The organism is Dyadobacter sp. HNCC25DJ186 (assembly GCF_056895235.1).
Genome location: NZ_JBXHAS010000014.1, coordinates 138,833 through 157,193, shown reverse-complemented (window position 1 = coordinate 157,193; position 18,361 = coordinate 138,833). Strand labels below are relative to the sequence as shown.

General features: G+C 42.0%; 22 protein-coding genes and 1 pseudogene. 3 read left to right on the top strand and 20 right to left on the bottom strand.

What is annotated here, in order from left to right; all coding sequences use genetic code 11:
* Positions 1-194: 194 nt before the first annotated feature.
* The 18 genes from AC1XUO_RS27320 to AC1XUO_RS27235 form a co-directional block, all read right to left on the bottom strand.
* Positions 195-362: a hypothetical protein gene (locus tag AC1XUO_RS27320; RefSeq protein WP_483333012.1), complete on the bottom strand. Its 168-nt coding sequence runs from the start codon at positions 360-362 to the stop codon at positions 195-197.
* Positions 325-624, bottom strand: a complete 300-nt coding sequence (locus AC1XUO_RS27315; protein ID WP_483333015.1) for a hypothetical protein — start codon at positions 622-624, stop codon at positions 325-327. Before AC1XUO_RS27315 ends, AC1XUO_RS27320 begins: the two co-directional genes overlap by 38 nt.
* Positions 625-1,083: 459 nt before the next feature.
* Entirely contained in the window at positions 1,084-1,608 is a 525-nt protein-coding gene (locus AC1XUO_RS27310; protein ID WP_483333011.1) for a hypothetical protein, read from the bottom strand.
* On the bottom strand, positions 1,559-1,717 hold the full coding sequence (locus tag AC1XUO_RS27305; protein ID WP_483333010.1) for a hypothetical protein: 159 nt from the start codon (positions 1,715-1,717) through the stop codon (positions 1,559-1,561). Before AC1XUO_RS27305 ends, AC1XUO_RS27310 begins: the two co-directional genes overlap by 50 nt.
* 211 nt (positions 1,718-1,928) lie before the next feature.
* Positions 1,929-2,585 (bottom strand): hypothetical protein, encoded by a 657-nt coding sequence (locus tag AC1XUO_RS27300; protein ID WP_483333009.1) that lies wholly within the window; start codon positions 2,583-2,585, stop codon positions 1,929-1,931.
* An 81-nt stretch (positions 2,586-2,666) separates the two neighbouring features.
* The gene (locus AC1XUO_RS27295; RefSeq protein WP_483333008.1) at positions 2,667-3,212 is read right to left on the bottom strand and encodes a Crp/Fnr family transcriptional regulator; all 546 of its coding nucleotides are present in this window, start codon (positions 3,210-3,212) and stop codon (positions 2,667-2,669) included.
* A 71-nt stretch (positions 3,213-3,283) separates the two neighbouring features.
* Entirely contained in the window at positions 3,284-3,652 is a 369-nt protein-coding gene (locus AC1XUO_RS27290; protein ID WP_483333007.1) for a VOC family protein, read from the bottom strand.
* Positions 3,653-3,834: 182 nt separating this feature from the next.
* Positions 3,835-4,131 carry a DNA alkylation repair protein gene (locus AC1XUO_RS27285; RefSeq protein ID WP_483333006.1) on the bottom strand — a complete coding sequence of 99 codons (297 nt, stop codon included), beginning with the start codon at positions 4,129-4,131 and terminating at the stop codon, positions 3,835-3,837.
* A 347-nt stretch (positions 4,132-4,478) separates the two neighbouring features.
* Positions 4,479-5,390, bottom strand: a complete 912-nt coding sequence (locus AC1XUO_RS27280; protein WP_483333005.1) for a helix-turn-helix domain-containing protein — start codon at positions 5,388-5,390, stop codon at positions 4,479-4,481.
* Between the two features lie 14 nt (positions 5,391-5,404).
* On the bottom strand, positions 5,405-6,211 hold the full coding sequence (locus tag AC1XUO_RS27275) for an SDR family NAD(P)-dependent oxidoreductase (protein ID WP_483333004.1): 807 nt from the start codon (positions 6,209-6,211) through the stop codon (positions 5,405-5,407).
* A 219-nt stretch (positions 6,212-6,430) separates the two neighbouring features.
* Complete coding sequence (locus AC1XUO_RS27270; protein ID WP_483333003.1) at positions 6,431-6,976, bottom strand: hypothetical protein; 546 nt, start codon at positions 6,974-6,976, stop codon at positions 6,431-6,433.
* Positions 6,973-7,452: an RNA polymerase sigma factor gene (locus tag AC1XUO_RS27265; protein WP_483333002.1), complete on the bottom strand. Its 480-nt coding sequence runs from the start codon at positions 7,450-7,452 to the stop codon at positions 6,973-6,975. The genes AC1XUO_RS27270 and AC1XUO_RS27265 overlap by 4 nt, the downstream gene beginning before the upstream one ends.
* A 1-nt stretch (position 7,453) precedes the next feature.
* Entirely contained in the window at positions 7,454-8,848 is a 1,395-nt protein-coding gene (locus AC1XUO_RS27260) for a serine hydrolase (RefSeq protein WP_483333001.1), read from the bottom strand.
* 617 nt (positions 8,849-9,465) lie between these two features.
* Positions 9,466-10,677: an MFS transporter gene (locus AC1XUO_RS27255; protein ID WP_483333000.1), complete on the bottom strand. Its 1,212-nt coding sequence runs from the start codon at positions 10,675-10,677 to the stop codon at positions 9,466-9,468.
* Positions 10,678-10,744: 67 nt separating this feature from the next.
* The gene (locus tag AC1XUO_RS27250) at positions 10,745-11,269 is read right to left on the bottom strand and encodes a DinB family protein (protein ID WP_483332999.1); all 525 of its coding nucleotides are present in this window, start codon (positions 11,267-11,269) and stop codon (positions 10,745-10,747) included.
* A 155-nt stretch (positions 11,270-11,424) separates the two neighbouring features.
* Positions 11,425-12,582: an acyltransferase family protein gene (locus AC1XUO_RS27245; RefSeq protein WP_483332998.1), complete on the bottom strand. Its 1,158-nt coding sequence runs from the start codon at positions 12,580-12,582 to the stop codon at positions 11,425-11,427.
* Positions 12,583-12,753: 171 nt separating this feature from the next.
* Positions 12,754-13,923: a sensor histidine kinase gene (locus AC1XUO_RS27240; RefSeq protein ID WP_483332997.1), complete on the bottom strand. Its 1,170-nt coding sequence runs from the start codon at positions 13,921-13,923 to the stop codon at positions 12,754-12,756.
* 226 nt (positions 13,924-14,149) lie between these two features.
* Positions 14,150-14,914 carry a LytR/AlgR family response regulator transcription factor gene (locus AC1XUO_RS27235; protein ID WP_483332996.1) on the bottom strand — a complete coding sequence of 255 codons (765 nt, stop codon included), beginning with the start codon at positions 14,912-14,914 and terminating at the stop codon, positions 14,150-14,152.
* Between the two features lie 109 nt (positions 14,915-15,023).
* On the opposite strand from AC1XUO_RS27235, the gene AC1XUO_RS27230 reads away from it, so the two are divergent.
* From AC1XUO_RS27230 to AC1XUO_RS27220, 3 genes and pseudogenes are all read left to right on the top strand, one after another.
* Positions 15,024-16,139 carry a S41 family peptidase gene (locus tag AC1XUO_RS27230; RefSeq protein WP_483332995.1) on the top strand — a complete coding sequence of 372 codons (1,116 nt, stop codon included), beginning with the start codon at positions 15,024-15,026 and terminating at the stop codon, positions 16,137-16,139.
* Between the two features lie 54 nt (positions 16,140-16,193).
* A pseudogene (locus AC1XUO_RS27225) lies at positions 16,194-16,313 on the top strand (amidohydrolase family protein); the annotation flags it as partial.
* The gene (locus AC1XUO_RS27220) at positions 16,307-16,645 is read left to right on the top strand and encodes a PLD nuclease N-terminal domain-containing protein (RefSeq protein WP_483332994.1); all 339 of its coding nucleotides are present in this window, start codon (positions 16,307-16,309) and stop codon (positions 16,643-16,645) included. The pseudogene AC1XUO_RS27225 and the gene AC1XUO_RS27220, both read left to right, overlap by 7 nt.
* A 145-nt stretch (positions 16,646-16,790) precedes the next feature.
* Here AC1XUO_RS27220 and AC1XUO_RS27215 read toward each other — a convergent pair whose 3' ends face one another.
* Together AC1XUO_RS27215 and AC1XUO_RS27210 are read right to left on the bottom strand one after the other, a co-directional pair.
* A complete protein-coding gene (locus AC1XUO_RS27215) occupies positions 16,791-17,072 on the bottom strand; it encodes a hypothetical protein (protein ID WP_483332993.1) in 282 nt (93 codons plus the stop codon).
* A complete protein-coding gene (locus AC1XUO_RS27210) occupies positions 17,069-18,157 on the bottom strand; it encodes an SIR2 family protein (RefSeq protein ID WP_483332992.1) in 1,089 nt (362 codons plus the stop codon). The genes AC1XUO_RS27215 and AC1XUO_RS27210 overlap by 4 nt, the downstream gene beginning before the upstream one ends.
* Between the last annotated feature and the right edge of the window lie 204 nt (positions 18,158-18,361).

Sequence of the window (18,361 nt, the reverse complement as noted above, 5' to 3'; positions counted from 1 at the left end):
AATAGCAAAGTATATGTATTTGACGCTGAAATGCCGGAAGTATCAGACCAATCGAATTCTACTGTACCGGTGGTGAGGATCTTTCATAGACTCAATTAGTCTATGAAAGATTCCCAATATGAATTCTGAAAAATTTATCTTTTCTACATCTGGAAGGTTTAAAATATTCCAGTCATTAGTGTTGAGAGAAATGCTCAGATTTGTGTATTTCCGTATTGACTGGCAAACTCATCGGAAAAATGTTTTACAAGCTCAGCGATGTCTTCTTTTCGCTGCCGAAGTGATGGAATTACTATTGGAAAGACGTTAAGCCGGTAGTACAAATCATTCCGAAAACGACCTATCGATACCTCCACTTCCATTTCCCTGTTGGTTGCAGCAGTCAAAGCCATCGAAAAAAATCCCAGGATTAGTAGTAAAAATGTTGGTGTGTATGAATCGCTGCGCAACTACTGGAATGAGCAGGGGAGGATCAGCCCGATCCGGGTTTTTAGTCATCAGATAATCGGGCTGGCTAAGTTGTCCTGCCGGGATACGTATTTTAAGTATTTCGGTGAGCTGAGCGAATATGGTTATATCCGGTATGAGCGTTCCTTTAACCGGAACAAGCCAGGTGAGATTCATTTCACTTGTGGAGAATGAGAGGAAACGAGGTTGGAGATGAAGTAATCTAAACTACTGAAAAAGGATTGATGAGCTTGAAAAATAAATCCGTTCCATATTTTTGCTCAGCGTCTGACAAGGATTGAGCAGATGCTGATTCGTCTGATGGAAAATACCGATTTGAGTCCTGATCCTACCAAAGCACAGCAGCCGGAACTTCTATGCATCTACGAAACTGCCAGGTTTCAGGGACTAAGTAAAAAGGATATTTACCGTCTATCGGGAAAAATTATACGATTATAACGAAGTGGGCGGCTTTATTTTAAAGGTCAGGAATTGGTTTAATCTGTTGAGCAGGTGCATTCGGATCGTATGCAAATCTCAGGCAAGCAGACGATGAGCGGTATTTTGTATCAGGCATCAGGCTGCCGCTGAACGAAAGCCCGATGTGAAGTGTGGAAATACGGATCGCAGCCAGATCTAATATTGCTGAAAGCGATCTATCAGGATGTAGGCAACTTTTTTATCTTTAAAATAAACCCGTGCCTGTTCTGTAATACCCTGCGTGCGCGTGTCATAAATAAATGCCCAGGGCAATTCCGCCTTCTTGGGATCATATAGGGCGTAATCGTATTTGGCACCTAATACAACGCGCTGGAATTTGTGTTTATAGTCGTTCGACCTGCTTAGCACAATCAGTTTATCATACAGGACTTCCAAGGCATCGTCGGTCGCGATTGCCTCTTGTGAAATGGCTCCTTGTGGCCACTTGCTTAGCTCTGTTCCGTTATTAAGACGAATGCTTTTGACCTTACCAGAAGCAAGCTGAAGCTGCACGCCGGTTGGTGTATCAAATGTCTCGTCGAGCACCAGCCAGTCAAAAAGCCGCAGGCGCCCCTTCAGGTCGGTAACATCTGCAAAATAATAATTAACTGCACCCAGATAAACAACAGTCTTATTTTTCCGGTATTTCGAAAGCCTCGTCTGTAGATGTATTGATGGCAATACCTCTGTAATCGCCCGTTGTAATGCTGTCCCTTCCTAAATAATTAACGCGCGGCTCCGGCTCAGGCCCTACGATCGTCGGATCATCCTGATCCACCTTGCAGCTCATAAGATTAAGCCCAGTAGCAAAAAGACAGATAAAAATAAGGTAGCTCTCATAATAAAAAAGGTTTAGTTGTCTTCCAGTGACACATTTGTATGGATTCACAGCAAATGTTTTCGGTAAAAGTGAATAATATAATTCTCACCATTTATCTTATGGAGGAGACAGATTTACTGTTTTAAGCTGCAAAAAATTCAATGCATTACAAGGTATATGCTTAATTGCCAGCGTATTTATTTTCTGATTTTTCTTTCATGATCATCCCGATACCTGTTATTGTTAGCCATGTGGCCAGTCCGGCTACAAAAATTCTGAAACCATACAGATCGGTAAAGTTTGCCTTCAATAGAAGACAAAATGACCCAAAACCTAAAAGTGATAGACCAAGATATCCTGCCGCTTTTGGAAGCTTCTGTGTCTGGATGATCAGCACACACCAGATTGATATGGAGATACCGGTAGCAAAAATGAAAATATTCGCCATGGAAACATTAATTTGATGACCGTAACGGACAATGGAATTCACTATCGACTCGTCCACGGGCCTGGCTGTCAGATCAGACAGAAATTGTGGCAGGATCAGCCCATTGACTGCTGCGGCTATCATGGCTGCAACCAAACCGAGACAAAATACAAACAGGGAAAGGAGGGAAGCTTTGTTGTTTGTTCGAAGAAGACAAGACAAGCCCCAGGCGCCAAAGCCCATAAAAGGAAGGCAAGCAATGCCCAGGGAATGGGAAAAGATAAGAACATGCCGGATTCTGAGGATGTGCTCAACACTTCCGCCAGCAGGATGAAGCGCCATGGTGACGACCGAAATAAGCGATCCAAAACACAGGCTGACCCCGGAAACTTTTGTAAATGACTTATGCATTTTGATACCAGTTAATTTGAAAACAAATATGGCTGGTCTGTTGCGCGCTGCAGCTTGATGCAAATCAAGAAATTCCGGTTATTAAAAAGAGCTTCTGACCCTGCTGAGTGTTTCCGGAGTCATATTCAGATACGATGCAATGAGTTTTAACGGAAACATCTGCAGAACCAACGGGCGGTTTTTAATCAGATCGTTATATCTTTCTGAGGGCGACATGGAGTTGTCCAGATACTGTGTTCTGGTTGTTACTCCTTCCAGAATCTTTCCCAGCTGGAGAAATACAGGTGATTGAGCAATCAGTTCATGTATAGCCGTCACACTGAGCTCGAACGCAGTTGTTTCCGAGTTTGTTTTAATAATATTTTGAGAAGGAGCCTGTGAAATAAAACTCGCATAGTTCAGACACCACTCGTTTTGAAGATGAAGATCCGTTACTTTTTCATCGATATCTTCATAGCGGAACTGATATGCAGATCCCGATGAAATAAAATACACAGCGCGGCAGATCTGACCCTGGTCGAGCAGTAGGTCGTTTTTTTCTAATTGTCTTGGAACCAGGTATTTCGTTAGTCGTTCAAAATCAGACTGTGAAAACCTGCCGATTTTATCAAGGTCAGTTTTTAACATGTGGGCTCATTGGCTTACTAAAATCTTCGTAAGTATATGCCATTTGTCTGAAACCTGAAAGATGTTTAGACTCAGTTTGTCTGAAATTCACCGATGTGCCAAAGGATTCCGGAAGGATCATGCAGAAAACACTCTTTTCCCCAATCTTCAATCCGGACCGCAGATAATCTTACTCCTTCATATCTTTTGACCAGTTCCTTTGCTGATAATTCCAGGTGGTAACGGTCCACATTTTCTACTTCTAAAAAGATCATGGTATTGTCGATCCAGTCTTTTACATAAGCCCGCTGGAGATAAAAAGCCAACTGGTCAAGCTTGAATACGGAAAGCTCAGGTGATAGCACAATTTCCTGAAATCCCCAATCCTGATAAAAACGCCTGGATAATTCAAAATCTTCGGCACCCAGGAATGGCCGGATTGATTTGGCTGTATGTTCCATAATTCTTATTTAGTAAATTTGATCAGTCGCCAAAAGTAAAAGATAGCGCTGATTTATTACCTTGATCGAAATCAATAATTCCTGAACCGTTGCTGTATCCGGGAAGAATTTCTGATAGCGCCATTTTAATTTTGCGTTGTACGCCCGGGCGCTGTTTTCAGCTGTTTGTTTGTATCGCTATATCATCGATCCTTAATCACAAGTTTATATGTAAAATTGATTTTGGGATCCGTCAGATCCCAGCTTTTAATTTCGCTGCTAATCAAAGCGGAGTGCTTTTTACTTATGTCTCGCAAAGCATTGCCTACGGATCTTCTCAAATACTCGCTGGGGTCTGCTTTGTGCTGGCTGATGAGTCTGATAGCCAAGGCAGGATTGGTTTTGAAAAATGGTCTGTTTGTCCATATACGGAGCCCTTCTATAACTGCTCTTTTTAGATTTGGATTATTGTCAGCAAGCCATACTTCAATGACGGGCACTGCCTTTTCGTAGCCGATCGTTTCACAATAGTGATCAAATGCCTTGGCCAGCCGTGTTCTATTTTCTTGATCTCATCCAGCAGCGCTTGTATTTCCATTTGCAGATTGTTTGACTTTTTGCGCAGAATTGCAGATTTAGTATTATTGATGCCAAATTAGGAAAGTTCAATGTAATGCGCATCAATTCTCCAACCCCAAGCTGAGTTGAGTAGATGGGCGCGAGCTGAATTTGATGGTGAGAGGTTCTTCCAAAACGACCTGCGACTGGTGTCGCGTAGCAGGGCAGGGTATCGGAGTACATGAGAAGCTGCTTCCGGTGACAGCCAATTGAGGTAAAAGCGCACTACTCAATTATAGCCTGCCCTGAATTCCAACGGCGTTAGCCGGGTCTTCGTTTTGAAAAGCTTGCTAAAGGATTGCGGATAATCGAAACCCAATTGATAGGCAATTTCGCTGACTGACAACTGTGTCGTCGAAAGTCTTTCCTTGGCGCGATCAATTAATTTTTCGTGTATCAGTTGTTGCGTCGTGCTGCCTGTAAGCTGTTTGAGGCAATCGCTCAGATATTTCGAAGACAAATGTAATTCTTCTGCAAGGAACTGCGCTGAGGGTAAACCATTGTCAGCCTGATCGGACTCAAAGTAATTGTTCAAAATCTTTTCAACGCTGCTTAGAAGCTCATTGCTGACTGTTTTACGCGTGATAAACTGCCTGTTGTAGTAGCGATCGCAGTAAGTCAGCATCAGCTCAATATTAGCAATCCATACCTGCTGACTGAAATTGTCAATGGGCAGTGATAACTCTTTCTGCAATTGGATGAAAATCGTTTCTATTGCCTGCTGCTCATCATCGGAGAGGATAAGCGCTTCATTGACAGCGTAATCAAAATATCCGTACGTTTTCATCTTGCCGCCCAGAGTTGAATTGCGCAGGAAATCAGGATGGATGGACAGCTGCCAGCCGGCTTTGGCAGGTACGAAATCCTTATCGATAAAACTGACCTGCCGTGGCGCGAAGCAGGACATTACGCCCTCGTCAAAATCAAAAGTGCTTTGGCCATATTGAATTTTGCACGGGCATTCTGTCTTCAGCGTCACCTGATAAAAATCGGTTAAGAGCCTTGTCCGCTGCTCAATTTTTATTTCGGGGAAATCCTCAAATCGGGTCAGGCTCACCATGGGATGCCTGGGCTTCGGGAGCTGCAAAAGCTGGTGCAGCTGGCTGATCGACTGAATGTGAACCGTTGTCGTTGTTTCCATGCCTGCGAAGTTAGCTAAATCAAACCTGATTTTTTACGATACGAATTGGCCATGAATCCGGCGATCATTGCATTGGGTAACAAGGATACCAAACGTGCGCCCATTCGGTTCCTGCTTCCGGATATCTGGAAATGTTTTTTTGCGTCCAAAGCTTTCAATAATTCGTCTGCCACTTCTTCCGGCGTTTGGGTTGCAGCTGTTTGATAGTCTGAACTCAACCCAACCCCTTTTTCATTATTGATGCCCGCAGCTTCGTTAAAATTGGTTTTTGTCAGTCCCGGCGCAAACAACATAACCTGAATATTGTATGGTTTACATTCCTCCGTTATCGCCTCGGTAAAGGATCGGACAAACACTTTGCTCGCTGCATAAGTTGCCATGTAGGGTACCGGAATGAAAGCTGCCATTGAGGCTACATTGATGATTTTACCGCTTTTTCGCTCACGCATCGGTTGCATGAAAAGATGGGTCATCGCGACCAGGGATGCATTATTAAGCTGCATCAGATCCAATTCGGATTGCAGATTCAATGCTGCAAACGCACCACCTGAGCCGATTCCGGCATTGTTGACCAGCGTGTGTATCTCCCAATTTTCTTTTTGGGTCTTATCAAATATTTGAAATGGAGTCCCCTGTTTAGTGAGGTCGGCAGCAATATAATTGGCCTGCACTCCATAGGTTTCCTGTAAATGTGTGCTTAGCCTGGCGAGTTTCTCTGCGTTGCGGGCGACGAGAATAAAGTTATGCTTTTTTGCTGCCAGCTTCACTGCCAAAGCCTCACCAATCCCACCCGAAGCTCCTGTTATCAATGTAAAGTTCATTTTTTCTCTGTATTAAATGATTATACAAAGGACGTTCGCTTCAGTTGGATAACTTGTAATCAAAAGTCGGTTTGTTGTGTTCAATGTTCCATGCAGAGAGAGGAATTTCGCCGTATCAATAGTACCGTTCAGAAGGTAACTGCGCCGTACCTGCCAAGACAAGGACTTTAAACCGCCACGCCAGATGTTTCAGATGGTATTGCCTTCCTGCTTCTCCATTTATGATTGCCAATTTTCAATGCAATCACCTATTTTTTTTATTCTTGCAGACCATATCTTATAATTTATATAAGCCTGAATGGCGACGATCAAGACTAAGCCAAAAAGCATCCGGTTTTTCTCAGCATTAAGCTCTATGGAAGAAACGAAGAAAATTAAAAGGCAAATCAATGAGGCTGTCCGTGTCAGCAAAGAAACGACGGCGTATCCTTTAAGCTTTTTGTGATATTTAGTCATCGACTGCAAAATATTTTCTCCGGATATGATGTTTTTTGCCGCCAGGTAGCCAGTCAAGCTATGGATGATCACCAGGAGAAAAGATCCGACAAGTAACAAATTGGCGTATAACGGTTTTCTATCTCCATCAAACATCGTATAGTAAACAGCCAGAAATAAGACATACGACACCATTTCTATCGCAAGCCGCAGTCTGATAGCTTTTAACTGACTATTGCCTCTTCCTTTTGTTTGGAATGACTGCTCTTTCTTGCCAGTATTGTCTGGCTGAAGGTTTTTCCAATCGTTTTTAAGTTCATCGATATTCATTTTGCCGGATTTATGATTTTTTTTAACCTGGATCTGATTCTTCCCATCTTGACGGCAATGAGGTTTTCGCTCAGTCCCGTAATTTCTGCAATTTCGCGGTAGTCGAAGTCTTCGAAATACAATGCTAATAAAGCTCTGTCTGCTTCATTTAGCTTTTTTAGTATCATAAACAGCTGCTCCTCTCTTTCCCGGTTTTCACAATCAATGCTGCTGTCTTCCTTATCTGGTAGCCGCTCGGTAAACGATAAAATTATACGCTTCTTTCGATAGCATGCCATTGCGGTGTTAAGGGCGATTCTATATATCCAGGTACTTTGTTTGGACATTCCCCTGAATTTTGGGAAAGACTGCCACAACTGTAAAACAATCTCTTGAAAAAGATCTTCCCGGTCCTCAGGGCTGTCCCGGTAAAGTCGTGACACCTTGTGAATGGTGCCTTTATGCATGGCGATCATCTCCAAAAACTGTTTTTCCATGCTATTTGTTTTTGACAAAATGAATTGATTGTCCCTTAAGGTTGGCTTTGAGACCTTTAATGGTGTCATCTAAATCTTTTTCAAATTCAATCTGCACTGGTACCTTTTTGCCAAAAAAAACAGAGCTATCCGAGGGATACAACTCAAAGAATGGATTTTGGCCCATTTTCGCGTAGAGCTGCTCTCCTTTAAGGAAAATCGCTAGTTGGTGACTATTGTCCGCAGTGTATGTTCCCTGGAATTTGTCAAGTTGCGATGCTTCCATTATTATAGGAGTACGAACCACCGGCATATCAAACCTGTCCCCGAAAATAATGCTTTCGATATTGGACTGCATTTCCCCGACAGGCAAAGTCGAAACATTACTGAGAATAACCATAGAAATCTTTGCATTTGGATAGTATCCCGAAATAGCGGAACATCCAAAAGAACCCCCACCGGTAAAATTAAAATTCTTTTCCGGGTTTGAAGATCTCCTAAGAAACCAGCCATAACCATAAGATTCGCTACGTCCGTTAACCGGTTGTGAATTTTGAATGGTGAACAACTGGTCAGTGACCGTTTTGTTGAAATGACCGCTTCCATTTAAGGCATTGTTCCATTTTGATAGATCGCCCGCTGTTGAATACACGTTGCCCGACCCCTTCATCAAAGCATAGTCCCGATGTGGGGCAGCGATCAGTCGATCTGCTAACTGATGATAAGGAGAAACCATGCCGTGGATAATTTCTTTTGCGTTGCCTACTCCTGTGTGATCCATCCGCAATGGAGCTGTAATTTTCTCCCTTAGTATGGTTTCATAATTTTTATGGTAAACTAATTCCAGAATACTAGCCAGAATAAAGTATCCTGGACTGGAATATTGCGTCTTAGTCCCGGGGACAGACAATAGTTTTAGTTTGAATATCTCCTCCCTGGCCTGCCTGTCCGAGAGTGGAAGGAACGAAATTTTCTCCCAGTAATCTGCTATACCTTCGTTGTGTGGTAGGCCGGATGTGTGGGTAAGTAGTTGCCTGATCGTTATGTTACCCCAATCCGATTGGCCAAGTTCAGGGTAATAGTTCCTGAGTGGATCGCCCAGCGTTAACTTGTTCTCTCCGGCAGCCAACACAACCAACATAGCAGTAAACTGTTTGGTGATTGACGCTATTCGAAAAACAGGATCTGAGGAAAACTGAACGTCGAGCTCAAATGAAGCTTTTCCTACGGACCGTCGATAGATTATACTATCACCTTTGGCAATCACGACTGTACCGTTGAAGCCAATTAATTGCTGCTGTATGCTCAAATAACGGTCAATCAAGTCAGTTTGTTCTTTTTGAATCTGGGCTTTGGATGTCATTGGAAAGCCTGACACACAAATAAAAGCAAGTATAAAAATTTGTAATCTGTTCATCTTTTTTACCATTAGTATGAACCGTTAGTAGCGATTTGTTGAAAAAGATGACAGGTGATAAAAAATATTTAATTACTGAATCCAAATATTCGTGGATTGGGCTAACCATTTACCATTGCAAATCAGGAAATTCAGGGTATTAAAAACAGCTTCTGACCCAGCCGAGTGTTTCCGAGGTCATATTCGAAATATTCGGGCCCCAGGACTGGACTTACGCTGGAGATGTTCAAAGCAGCGGTGAAAAACATAGACAACTGGACACTTGAATCAGCCGGCGGAATTTCAGCCTATAATACGACAGGTTTTGCAATCGGGGCCGTATCCCAGAGCAAGGCGAGTCGGATCATGCCCACGAATCAGCTTCCCAGGTTAAAATTTGACTTAAATCACCCTAACTTAAAGAGTACCAGCAAGAAGTGCAATTGAGGCCTTCATCTTCCAGCCACGAATATGGAGAGGAGCAACGACCTTATCACAAATCCGGATTTCTATGTGCTACAGCGTCTTCTGCTTAGATAACAGCATTGCGAAGCGTATTTTGTTTCTATTAAGAAAATATCGAAATATACTTTTTATCTCGGGCTTTTTGTCTTTGAGATAACAGATACAAGCCCAATTTATGCGGTACGAGATTCTGATCCTTGCGTACGGTATACAAAGAAAATTACGAGTGCCGAAAAAACAGTAAGTATCAGGTAACTAATACTGAGATTTGTCATGTCGACGGGTGGAATAAAATGAACCATGGAGTAAGTGAAAAAAGAAACCATGATGTATACGATCCCACCAGTCAAGCCTCCTGACATCGCTGCGTAGTCTGGAAAACGGCTCAGGCAGTAAGTGAAATAATTGTTGTAGGTAAAAGCAGTATTCATTTGTATTAAGAACGCAAAAAATACCATTGTAGCCAGACTTGATGCTGAGCTGGCAAAGGTCAGCATCAGCAGTACAAGCAGTAACTGAATGGAAATGTTAATATTTATTTTCGCGTAAAACGGTCGTAAGATTGTTCTTTTGCTGATCAACCCACCAAATAGCCAGGCGAATCCAAGCGCCAGTGAGCAGTAACCCGATACGACGGAATTCATGTGAAATTTATTTTCGATAATAAAGGGGCCGCTCATATTGTAAAGCATGACGATACTATATGTGAAGCTTAATATCAGAATTCCCGAAATGAAACTGCGCGTTTTAAGCATGGAGGTATAGATACCGGCCAGGTTCCGAAGATTGAATTGCACGGGTACTTTAATTGTTTCTGATCCAAAAATCCAGTCCAGAAATGCACAGGTCAGTACAAGTCCGCCCAGGAGTAAAAAATTTGACTGCCATCCAAAAAACTGATCAAGATATCCCCCCAGGAAAGGAGCAACAATGGGACCGACAGACCAAATGATGGTAAACAGGCTCATCAGATGCTTTAACTTATCGCCAGAGTAAACATCTACAAAATATGCCCGTTTTGCTACAATAATGGTCGCAGCGGATATCCCCTGGATAACACGCATCAATAAAATGACGTTGATACTGACGCTGAGGGCAATGACGAAACTGGCGACGCCAAAGATAACCATTGAAAAAAGACCTATTCGATACCGGCCAAAACTGTCGAGTATACTTCCCATAAAAAGCTGAGACAATCCATAGCTCACCAGGAAAAAAGTCAAAGTAGATTGTATCTGAACCTCTTGTACTCCCAATTGATTTGCCATGCCGGGCATGGATGGGACATAAATATCTGTTGCAAAGCCGGATAGGGGCAGAAGAGCAAATGCGATCCAGGTGGAAATACGTGTATCCGATTGTTTGGAAGGTCTATGAGAATTCATTTATTATTTGATGCAGGGAATTAATACGGCCGGTATATACGATCAGGTGAGCTGGATGTTCACTTGTTTATTTTGCTAGCCTTAGACCAAAATCATAACGCTGGTCAACAATTCGTCTAAGCATACCAATTTGTCCGCAGTGATACATGGTGTGCTTAATATTCCAGTCAATTGCTTCAAATTTTGTTGCTGCGATGGGATGTGGAGTTGGCGTGGGTTCCAGTGGACTGTTGAGTTCAGAATCGGATAGGGCTGCCAGAATGTCCATCGACTTTTGTTGCATAATTTTCAGATCCTGCAATAATTTCATTGCGTCTGTTTTTCCTACGGATAGGATCGGTGCCGACACCGTAAATAAGTCACTATAATCCTTGATAGTAAGTTTTTGCAGAATATCCATCTGATGTCCCCTGATTACCATAATGGAATGAAAGTAATGACTGATGATCAAATGCCCAACCTGCCAGTTGATACTGGATTCAATGGTACCGGGAATGATTTCCCATTTTTCGAGCGGAATCGTTTCGATAAGCTTATTTGTCCAATCATAAGCATTTGAAGTCTGGCTGATCAAAATTTCTTTTTCTGTCATCGGTAATGATAATTTCAAATAAGAATTTACTGGATTTAGACTTATGGATGCTAAATTAAGAAGTTGGGTGGAAAATCTGGCAAATAGCTCACTCCAGGTTACCCTATGCGATTAAGTGAGCGGTAACACAATTCCTTGCAAATCATTAAATCCTCCTAAACGACCCGATTAACGCCCGGGATTTTCACGACAACAAATCCTAGTAAGAAGCTGAATATAACGCCAAGCGGTGCCACGATTAAGAATTTAACAGCCGGATCTATTGCCCAGTCTTTGAGCATAAGCGATAGCATCACCAGCACCAACGGATGCAGAATGTACACGGCAAAGGCACAGCGTGACATTTTATTCATGAAATTGGAATGCGTATTTAACTTGTTTTTTCCAAGCATGAGCAATGCAGCCATAATAGAAATGCCAATCATTTGTTCCCAGAAAGCATAGAGCAGTGCGGCTGTATGCCATCCCCCGACAAACCATTCCAGCGGCTGTCCAAATACCATTTTGAGAGAAAAAATTACCGGAAAGCCAATGAAAATCATACAAATAATGAAAATGTTTAGCTTACGATAATGTTGCTGATCAATCTGCTGGATCCATTTGTTTTCTGCGGCAATTAATCCAAAGATAAACATGGAGATGTATTGCGGAAAATGCCCTAATTGAAAACCCAGCGGTTCTAAAACCCAACCTACCTCAAAAACAGTCCTGGTTAAAAAAGTAATGAGCCCAAGCACAGCAGCAAAAAGCAGAATTTGTTTGAGGTTTGGCAATGGCCAGTCTTTAACATCAGGGTTAGCGATTTTGGTCCAAACGATGTAACACAGCGTGAATAGGAGCAGAGCGAGCACAAACCAAAGCACGCCTACATTGATCCAGCCGTCGTAACCTGAGAGAAATTGTATAAAGGTAATGTCATGGTTTTCTGCATAGCGGTAAACGAGAAAATTCATGACCGTTGCCTGAACCAAAGAATAGTAAATTAAAGGGATTCCCAGTCTGAAAAATCTGTCTTTGATGAAAACCGCACTTCCTTTACGTTTTAGCGATCCCGGAATAAAGAGTGCAGAAAGAAAAAAGAAAAAGCCCATAAAAAAGGACTGGTTAACACTAACGGCCATCGTCATCGGAATGACGGCGCCTACCAATTCTGTTTTCTCAAAATAATACCAGCCGCCGGGGGCTCCGTAAGTTACCAGGGCATGATGTATGATTACAAGAGCAGTCAGCACTACTTTCAGATAATCAATAAAAACGATTTTACTTTTAGGGTCCTGCGGGACTGAAGTCGACTGAGTAAAGGAAGGAGGCATTTATTTCATGGTTATGGCTAGAAGTGCAAATTACAAAACGCCAGCCAATTTGGCTATGCCGCGTGTATTTTCATAATGATCTAAAAACTATTTGTTCACTTCTTTGAAGTTTGGTCAGAACAAAGTTGATACAATCCCCGATATTTTCAATTTCCCGACGCACGCTCAATTTTACCGGATATTGTCCGCCCTACCTTCCAACACCCCGGCTTTTAAAGTAGGGGCGGGGATTTTGCTTTTGGACAAAGTCAGCGTCAACGTCATGGCATATTGCTGCCCATCATCCAGCACCTGTAACTGGTGATCGGGATAAAGCGCCGCCAGTCTTTTGCGTACATTGACCAACCCCAACCCGCCAAACGTTTTTTTGCCATTGACGGGTTTACTATTTACAATCGTAAGATGAAGCACTTCGTCCCGCAATGTGAGATCGATTTTCACAAAGGACTTTTTGGTGGTACTGCCTACGCCATGCTTAAAAGCATTTTCAATAAATGTGATCAGAACAAACGGAGCAATGACCAGCCTCTCGTCCACAGGATTGGGGTAACTGGTTTCAAGGGTTAGTCTTTTTGAAGTTCTCAGTTGTTCCAGCTCCACATAGTTTCTGATAAACGATAATTCTTTATACAGAGGTACCGTAACATCGGCGGTTTCATAAAGAGAATAGCGCATCATTCCGGATAACTGTTGTACAATTTTTGCCGCACGAGGGCTTTCTTCCTCCGTAAGCGCATAGATGCTGTTGAGGACATTGAACAAAAAATGCGGACTGATCTGGCTTTTCAGGAAATCAAGTTCCAGACGGTTGTAGTCCTGTTGCAAATTGGCATTCCGTACCTGTCGCCTGTATATCTCAATCAGCAACTTCAACGCCAGCGGATAAAAGGCCCGTTCTATAATGAACATTAAATGATAGAATGTTGCCGGATGAAACAGTGCTTTCCAATAGGGTGTCCTGTCGAAATGGCTGATGGAGCCTGTGTAATCATCCGGTAAGCCGCAATAATGCTTAACGAGATAGGACGTGTAGTAATAGCATGTAAAAAGAATAAAATAGTAAACCGCCATCCCAATCACCAGAAACCAGGGTTTTCGGGCATATTGAGTGAATAGAAAGACAAGAAAATAATACTGGACGACCACACAAAATGCGTCACGTATAATGGGGCCTGCATACGTTTTGAATGGATAATCAAGCGGCGCCGATGGATATAAAAACCACGGGACGTATGCAGAAAATATCAGCAGTAAAATACCTGATATCAGCAGAGCATGAAAACCTGCACGTGTCCAGCCGTGGTATTTTGTGTTGTCCGCAACGATATCCAGTCTGATCATTATAGTATTGGGGGAAATCCTGAGCCTTTTAAAAAGTTCTTCAAAGGAATCTGTTCTGGAAGTATTTCAGTTACTTTTTTCGACGAGAACCGGGTTTTATCCGATAAAACTCATTTTACATCTTCATCGGGAATAATATGGACTCCATCGAATTAATTAAGCTGAACATCATTGACCCGATACCTTTGCTTTCATAGTCGATGAAGGCTAAATCAAAACAGTGGTACTATGAAATCAGCCATTTTTTCAGAGCAAGTTTTACCTCCTCCCGATAGTTAGGGCCTATAATCAGTTCCTGACCGGAAGTTGTGATCACCGTGTTTCCTTCCAGCGTTCTGATATAGCGAAGTTGCACCAGACAGGATCGGTGAATGCGAAGGAAACGATCAGCAGGAAGTGTTTCGCAGAGTTTTTTCATTGTGACAAGTGTAACCAGAAAACGATCTGAAAGAAAAACTTTAATGTAGTCGCCAAGGGATTCCACGAAAACGATTTCATCGAAATGAACCTGTTCCAGCTTTTTATCGGTCTTGAAAAATATAAAATCTGATGGTGTACCTTTTTCTGGCAAAACCGGTAAGTTCTCAGCAGTGACAGCAGCAGAAACTGGCTGGGAAGTCCCGTTCATTTTTTCCCTGGCGCGGCCAACCGCTTTAAGGAAACGATCAAACGTAATGGGTTTCAGGAGATAATCAGTAACACCCATATCGAAACCATCCAGGGCGTGATTTGGATTTGCCGTTGTTACAATTACCGCAGGATGTGGGGTAGGATAAGCCCTAAGGAATTCGATCCCCGTCATTTCGGGCATGTTAATATCCAGAAAAATTATATCCGGACGCATAGCAGGCAGTTGATCATAAGCTACAATGGCGTCATCGAATGTTGCGGCATGTTCCAGCGAAGAGACACGATGGACATATTTTTCAAGGAGTTCCTGAGCCAGCGGCTCAACTTCTATAATTGCACAACGAAGCGTATTTGTCATCATCAGAAATAAAAATGCCGGGAGCTGACCAGCGGTATATCAAGACACATAATCATGAAAGTAACAAAGCTTTTTCTCTAAATCAAAGCCATACCTAAACCAAGCTCAGTCCATGAAAACGAAAATAATAGCATTTCTTACCCTAATTTTTGCCCTCACTTATACATTTGTCCAGGCGCAGGAAAGTTCCAGACAGAAAGCTGTAAGTTCTGATGACTGTTCCTGCTCCCGGGCTTTGGAAGAAGTTATTGACAAAGTAACCCGGATTTATGCCGGATTTGACGACAAGGTTACCACTAAAACACGACCGGCCTACGACAAATTAATCAAAAATCTGCGAAGCAAAGCGTCCTCCGTTAATAGTCCTTTGGCATGCCAGACCGTCTTACAAACCTATACCGGCTTTTTTAAGGACAGCCATGTATCCTCGGTATGGATGAGAGGCACAAAACAGGCGGTAACAAACATGGAAGCGAATAAAAACAGGACAGATCTCCTGACTTTCAGGAAACTAAATGATGATTTTCTATATGTGAAACTTGCCGTTTTCGACCAGAGGGAAGTGGGGAAACTGGATAGTATGTTGGCCGCAAACCGGGAACTGCTGACCAAAACCCCGTATCTGATTATGGATTTAAGAGGAAACGGTGGCGGCAACACCAGCACTTCCGACGAAATGGCCAGACTCATTTATACCAATCCAATCGTATATCCGGCATGGGATTATCGCAGCAGCGAAGAATTCATCAAATCCAAAGAACGGGAGTTAAAAGCTTATAAGGATACAGCCGACCCCTACTACAAACGTGTGGTGAATTTGCTTCATGCCGCAAAGGCAAACCCTGGCAAAATGGTGAAAGACTCCGGTGACCTGGTTCGCACCCTGGACGTACATCCCCAAAGCTATCCCCGGCAAATTGCCTTTCTGATTGATAAGGGAAGTGGAAGCGCTACCGAATTCTACATATTCGAAGGTAAACAAAGCAAAAAGGTAACGCTTTTTGGTACAAACTCTTACGGTGTCATGGATTACGGAAGCGATCAGGATTTTAGAATCTGTGACGGTATATACAACTTAGCTACACCATGGGGACGCAATGGTTGGGTGAAGGATTTTCGGATCGATAACATCGGCTTTAAGCCCGATGTAAGCATACCGGAAGGAGAAAAAGACTGGATTGACTTTGTTCAGAAGTATTACGAAAAAGGAAATACTGTAAAAAAATAAAGACTAAAAGCTTCCGAAATCGGCCATCTGCCGGATTTGCACCAAGACGAGCTTCCAAATATGTACATCGAATTTGGAGCCGTCATGGCTGAAATAGGCAGACAGCCCGCGATGGCCCGTAGTTTTTTTGAGCAATATCAGGACAGGATTCTCTTTGGCAAAGACTCATGTATTTTGCTTATAACTGCTCCAAAAAGCTTCAAATAAAGGTATTGCGTGATGGGAATATTTTTTATATATTTGAAATAGTTACTAAAGAAACGTATATGAGCAATCCATTCGCTGCGATCTTTGGGCTAGGTAATCAGGAGTTGTTCCTTATATCTTGCTTTATTTTGTTTTCTGCTTTTGTAATTTGGGCGATTATTGATCTGATGTCTAATAGTGACTATTCGGCTTTAGCAAAATTAATTTGGATGGCGGCAATTCTCTTTCTTCCAGTATTTGGGACGCTATTTTACCTCTATTACGGAAGATCAGAAATGCACTTGTCTAAAAATAGTTGAAAATTGTCTCAATAAAAGTCCGTTTCCTGAGACCAGCGCCAGCCGACACCCAACCGCCTAAAATGGCTTAAAAAGTGTATCAATTTGATATCTCACAAATCAGAATATTATTTTGATAGCTAGTCTACGTTAATGAGACACAGGTTTACTTTTCCCATTTTGTACCGGATCCGTTGCGAACCCGAATCATAAGTGTGGAACCTGTATCAATTTGCAATCCTCCATACCGGTGAAAATGGCGGCCGTACACTGCGTCATGTTCAGATGTAAGAAGGCAGCAGTCATTTGAACGGTTGGCAGATTTGCGATGGGCGGGATTTTTACCACTAAACTTTAAGCTGAGCAAAAAATTTTCTGCTACCACAAAACTGTCTGCGGAGTACGAAACCCCGCCTATTGCAAATCTGCTGTTAGCGGTAATTTTCATCTCTCCATAATGTTAAGTAGTGAATTTTTTACCTGTCCATAATTGTCAATCCAACCCATTTTCACTCCTAAATGTGTCAATGAGCTTTGCAAGAAGTCTTGCGTTTCCTTTGATGATGGTTTTGGTTTTAACCAAATATGTTTGTTTGAATTAATGTCTGTTTTTTGGAATGAAGTCAAGTCTGCATTGATGTTCTCATTTGTCCAATTGAGCCATTTTCGGATATTTGGGTCACTCATTGACAAACCTAAAAAAACAATTTTTGTGTTTAATGCACAATACAGAAAATTTGTCTGAGCCCAAGTGTACATTGAACCAGCAACTTTTGTATAGGAACTTTCTAAGAAAATTAAGTTATCTCTACCGTCCTGTTTTTTGGGTCTTTTAGTTTTGTGTAAAATTAATTCAGGGTATATACTGCCGTGAAGATGTAAAATTGGAATTTTGTTACCCCAAGAATGATATGATTTAAGTATGAGTTTGTATGGCTCTATTGCCTTTGGGTTTTTAAGGGTGGAATACTTTATCTCACTATATGCGACTATCAATGAATACAACAATGTGTCCGCGTTGAATGTTATGATTTTGTCGGGCAGTCTGAAAGTGTTATTGTCACTTGTTAGCACGTCTACTAATTGCATTAAAGTTGTATTTGAATAATGCTTTTCAAAAAAATCCGTCACCTTCTTTTGAGGTTTCCTCTGCATTTGTGGTTTATTAAGGAATTTGAGCATTAGGTCTTTAATACCTTCACTTTCTGCCTTTAATATTAAATCGCCATAAATTTCATTTTCAAGAATCTTATGGAAAGAATCAACTTGATTGCCTTCTTCAACGTGTCTATTTAGGCAGGCTTGTATCCAACCGTCATAGCTAAAACCAATACTTTTGTTGGTTTGCTCAAATGTCGTTTTGTCCCACCCAAATTTAAAAACTTTGTTTATTACATTTAAAGTTAATTCTGACCAGTCAGGTAAAACCTTGTTATTTATACCTGCTCCTAAACAAAGAGTCCATTCTTGTGGATGCTTCTGAAGTAGTTTATTGCAATCCTTTGTCGTTAATTCTAAGTATGGTTTCCCCATTTTTTTTGTTACTATTGTGTCAGGTTGTGTCTGTAAAATTACCGCTAACGATTCTCGGCTTTGCGAAGTGGCAGATTTTCAGCACAAATGTTCAATTGAAACACTGAACTTGAACCTTGCACTAAACTGTCATAGAAGTACGAAACCCGCCATTTTGCAAAACTATGTTAGCACTTCGCCCTTCTTTTCTGTCTTGTTTATTCG

Coding starts and splice junctions, on each gene's coding strand:
- AC1XUO_RS27320 (WP_483333012.1), bottom strand. CDS start 362: ATGGAAGTGGAGGTATCGATAGGTCGTTTTCGGAATGATTTGTACTAC.
- AC1XUO_RS27315 (WP_483333015.1), bottom strand. CDS start 624: ATGAATCTCACCTGGCTTGTTCCGGTTAAAGGAACGCTCATACCGGAT.
- AC1XUO_RS27305 (WP_483333010.1), bottom strand. CDS start 1,717: ATGAGCTGCAAGGTGGATCAGGATGATCCGACGATCGTAGGGCCTGAG.
- AC1XUO_RS27300 (WP_483333009.1), bottom strand. CDS start 2,585: ATGCATAAGTCATTTACAAAAGTTTCCGGGGTCAGCCTGTGTTTTGGA.
- AC1XUO_RS27295 (WP_483333008.1), bottom strand. CDS start 3,212: ATGTTAAAAACTGACCTTGATAAAATCGGCAGGTTTTCACAGTCTGAT.
- AC1XUO_RS27290 (WP_483333007.1), bottom strand. CDS start 3,652: ATGGAACATACAGCCAAATCAATCCGGCCATTCCTGGGTGCCGAAGAT.
- AC1XUO_RS27280 (WP_483333005.1), bottom strand. CDS start 5,390: ATGGAAACAACGACAACGGTTCACATTCAGTCGATCAGCCAGCTGCAC.
- AC1XUO_RS27275 (WP_483333004.1), bottom strand. CDS start 6,211: ATGAACTTTACATTGATAACAGGAGCTTCGGGTGGGATTGGTGAGGCT.
- AC1XUO_RS27270 (WP_483333003.1), bottom strand. CDS start 6,976: ATGAATATCGATGAACTTAAAAACGATTGGAAAAACCTTCAGCCAGAC.
- AC1XUO_RS27265 (WP_483333002.1), bottom strand. CDS start 7,452: ATGGAAAAACAGTTTTTGGAGATGATCGCCATGCATAAAGGCACCATT.
- AC1XUO_RS27260 (WP_483333001.1), bottom strand. CDS start 8,848: ATGAACAGATTACAAATTTTTATACTTGCTTTTATTTGTGTGTCAGGC.
- AC1XUO_RS27255 (WP_483333000.1), bottom strand. CDS start 10,677: ATGAATTCTCATAGACCTTCCAAACAATCGGATACACGTATTTCCACC.
- AC1XUO_RS27250 (WP_483332999.1), bottom strand. CDS start 11,269: ATGACAGAAAAAGAAATTTTGATCAGCCAGACTTCAAATGCTTATGAT.
- AC1XUO_RS27245 (WP_483332998.1), bottom strand. CDS start 12,582: ATGCCTCCTTCCTTTACTCAGTCGACTTCAGTCCCGCAGGACCCTAAA.
- AC1XUO_RS27240 (WP_483332997.1), bottom strand. CDS start 13,923: ATGATCAGACTGGATATCGTTGCGGACAACACAAAATACCACGGCTGG.
- AC1XUO_RS27235 (WP_483332996.1), bottom strand. CDS start 14,914: ATGATGACAAATACGCTTCGTTGTGCAATTATAGAAGTTGAGCCGCTG.
- AC1XUO_RS27230 (WP_483332995.1), top strand. CDS start 15,024: ATGAAAACGAAAATAATAGCATTTCTTACCCTAATTTTTGCCCTCACT.
- AC1XUO_RS27220 (WP_483332994.1), top strand. CDS start 16,307: ATGTATTTTGCTTATAACTGCTCCAAAAAGCTTCAAATAAAGGTATTG.
- AC1XUO_RS27215 (WP_483332993.1), bottom strand. CDS start 17,072: ATGAAAATTACCGCTAACAGCAGATTTGCAATAGGCGGGGTTTCGTAC.
- AC1XUO_RS27210 (WP_483332992.1), bottom strand. CDS start 18,157: ATGGGGAAACCATACTTAGAATTAACGACAAAGGATTGCAATAAACTA.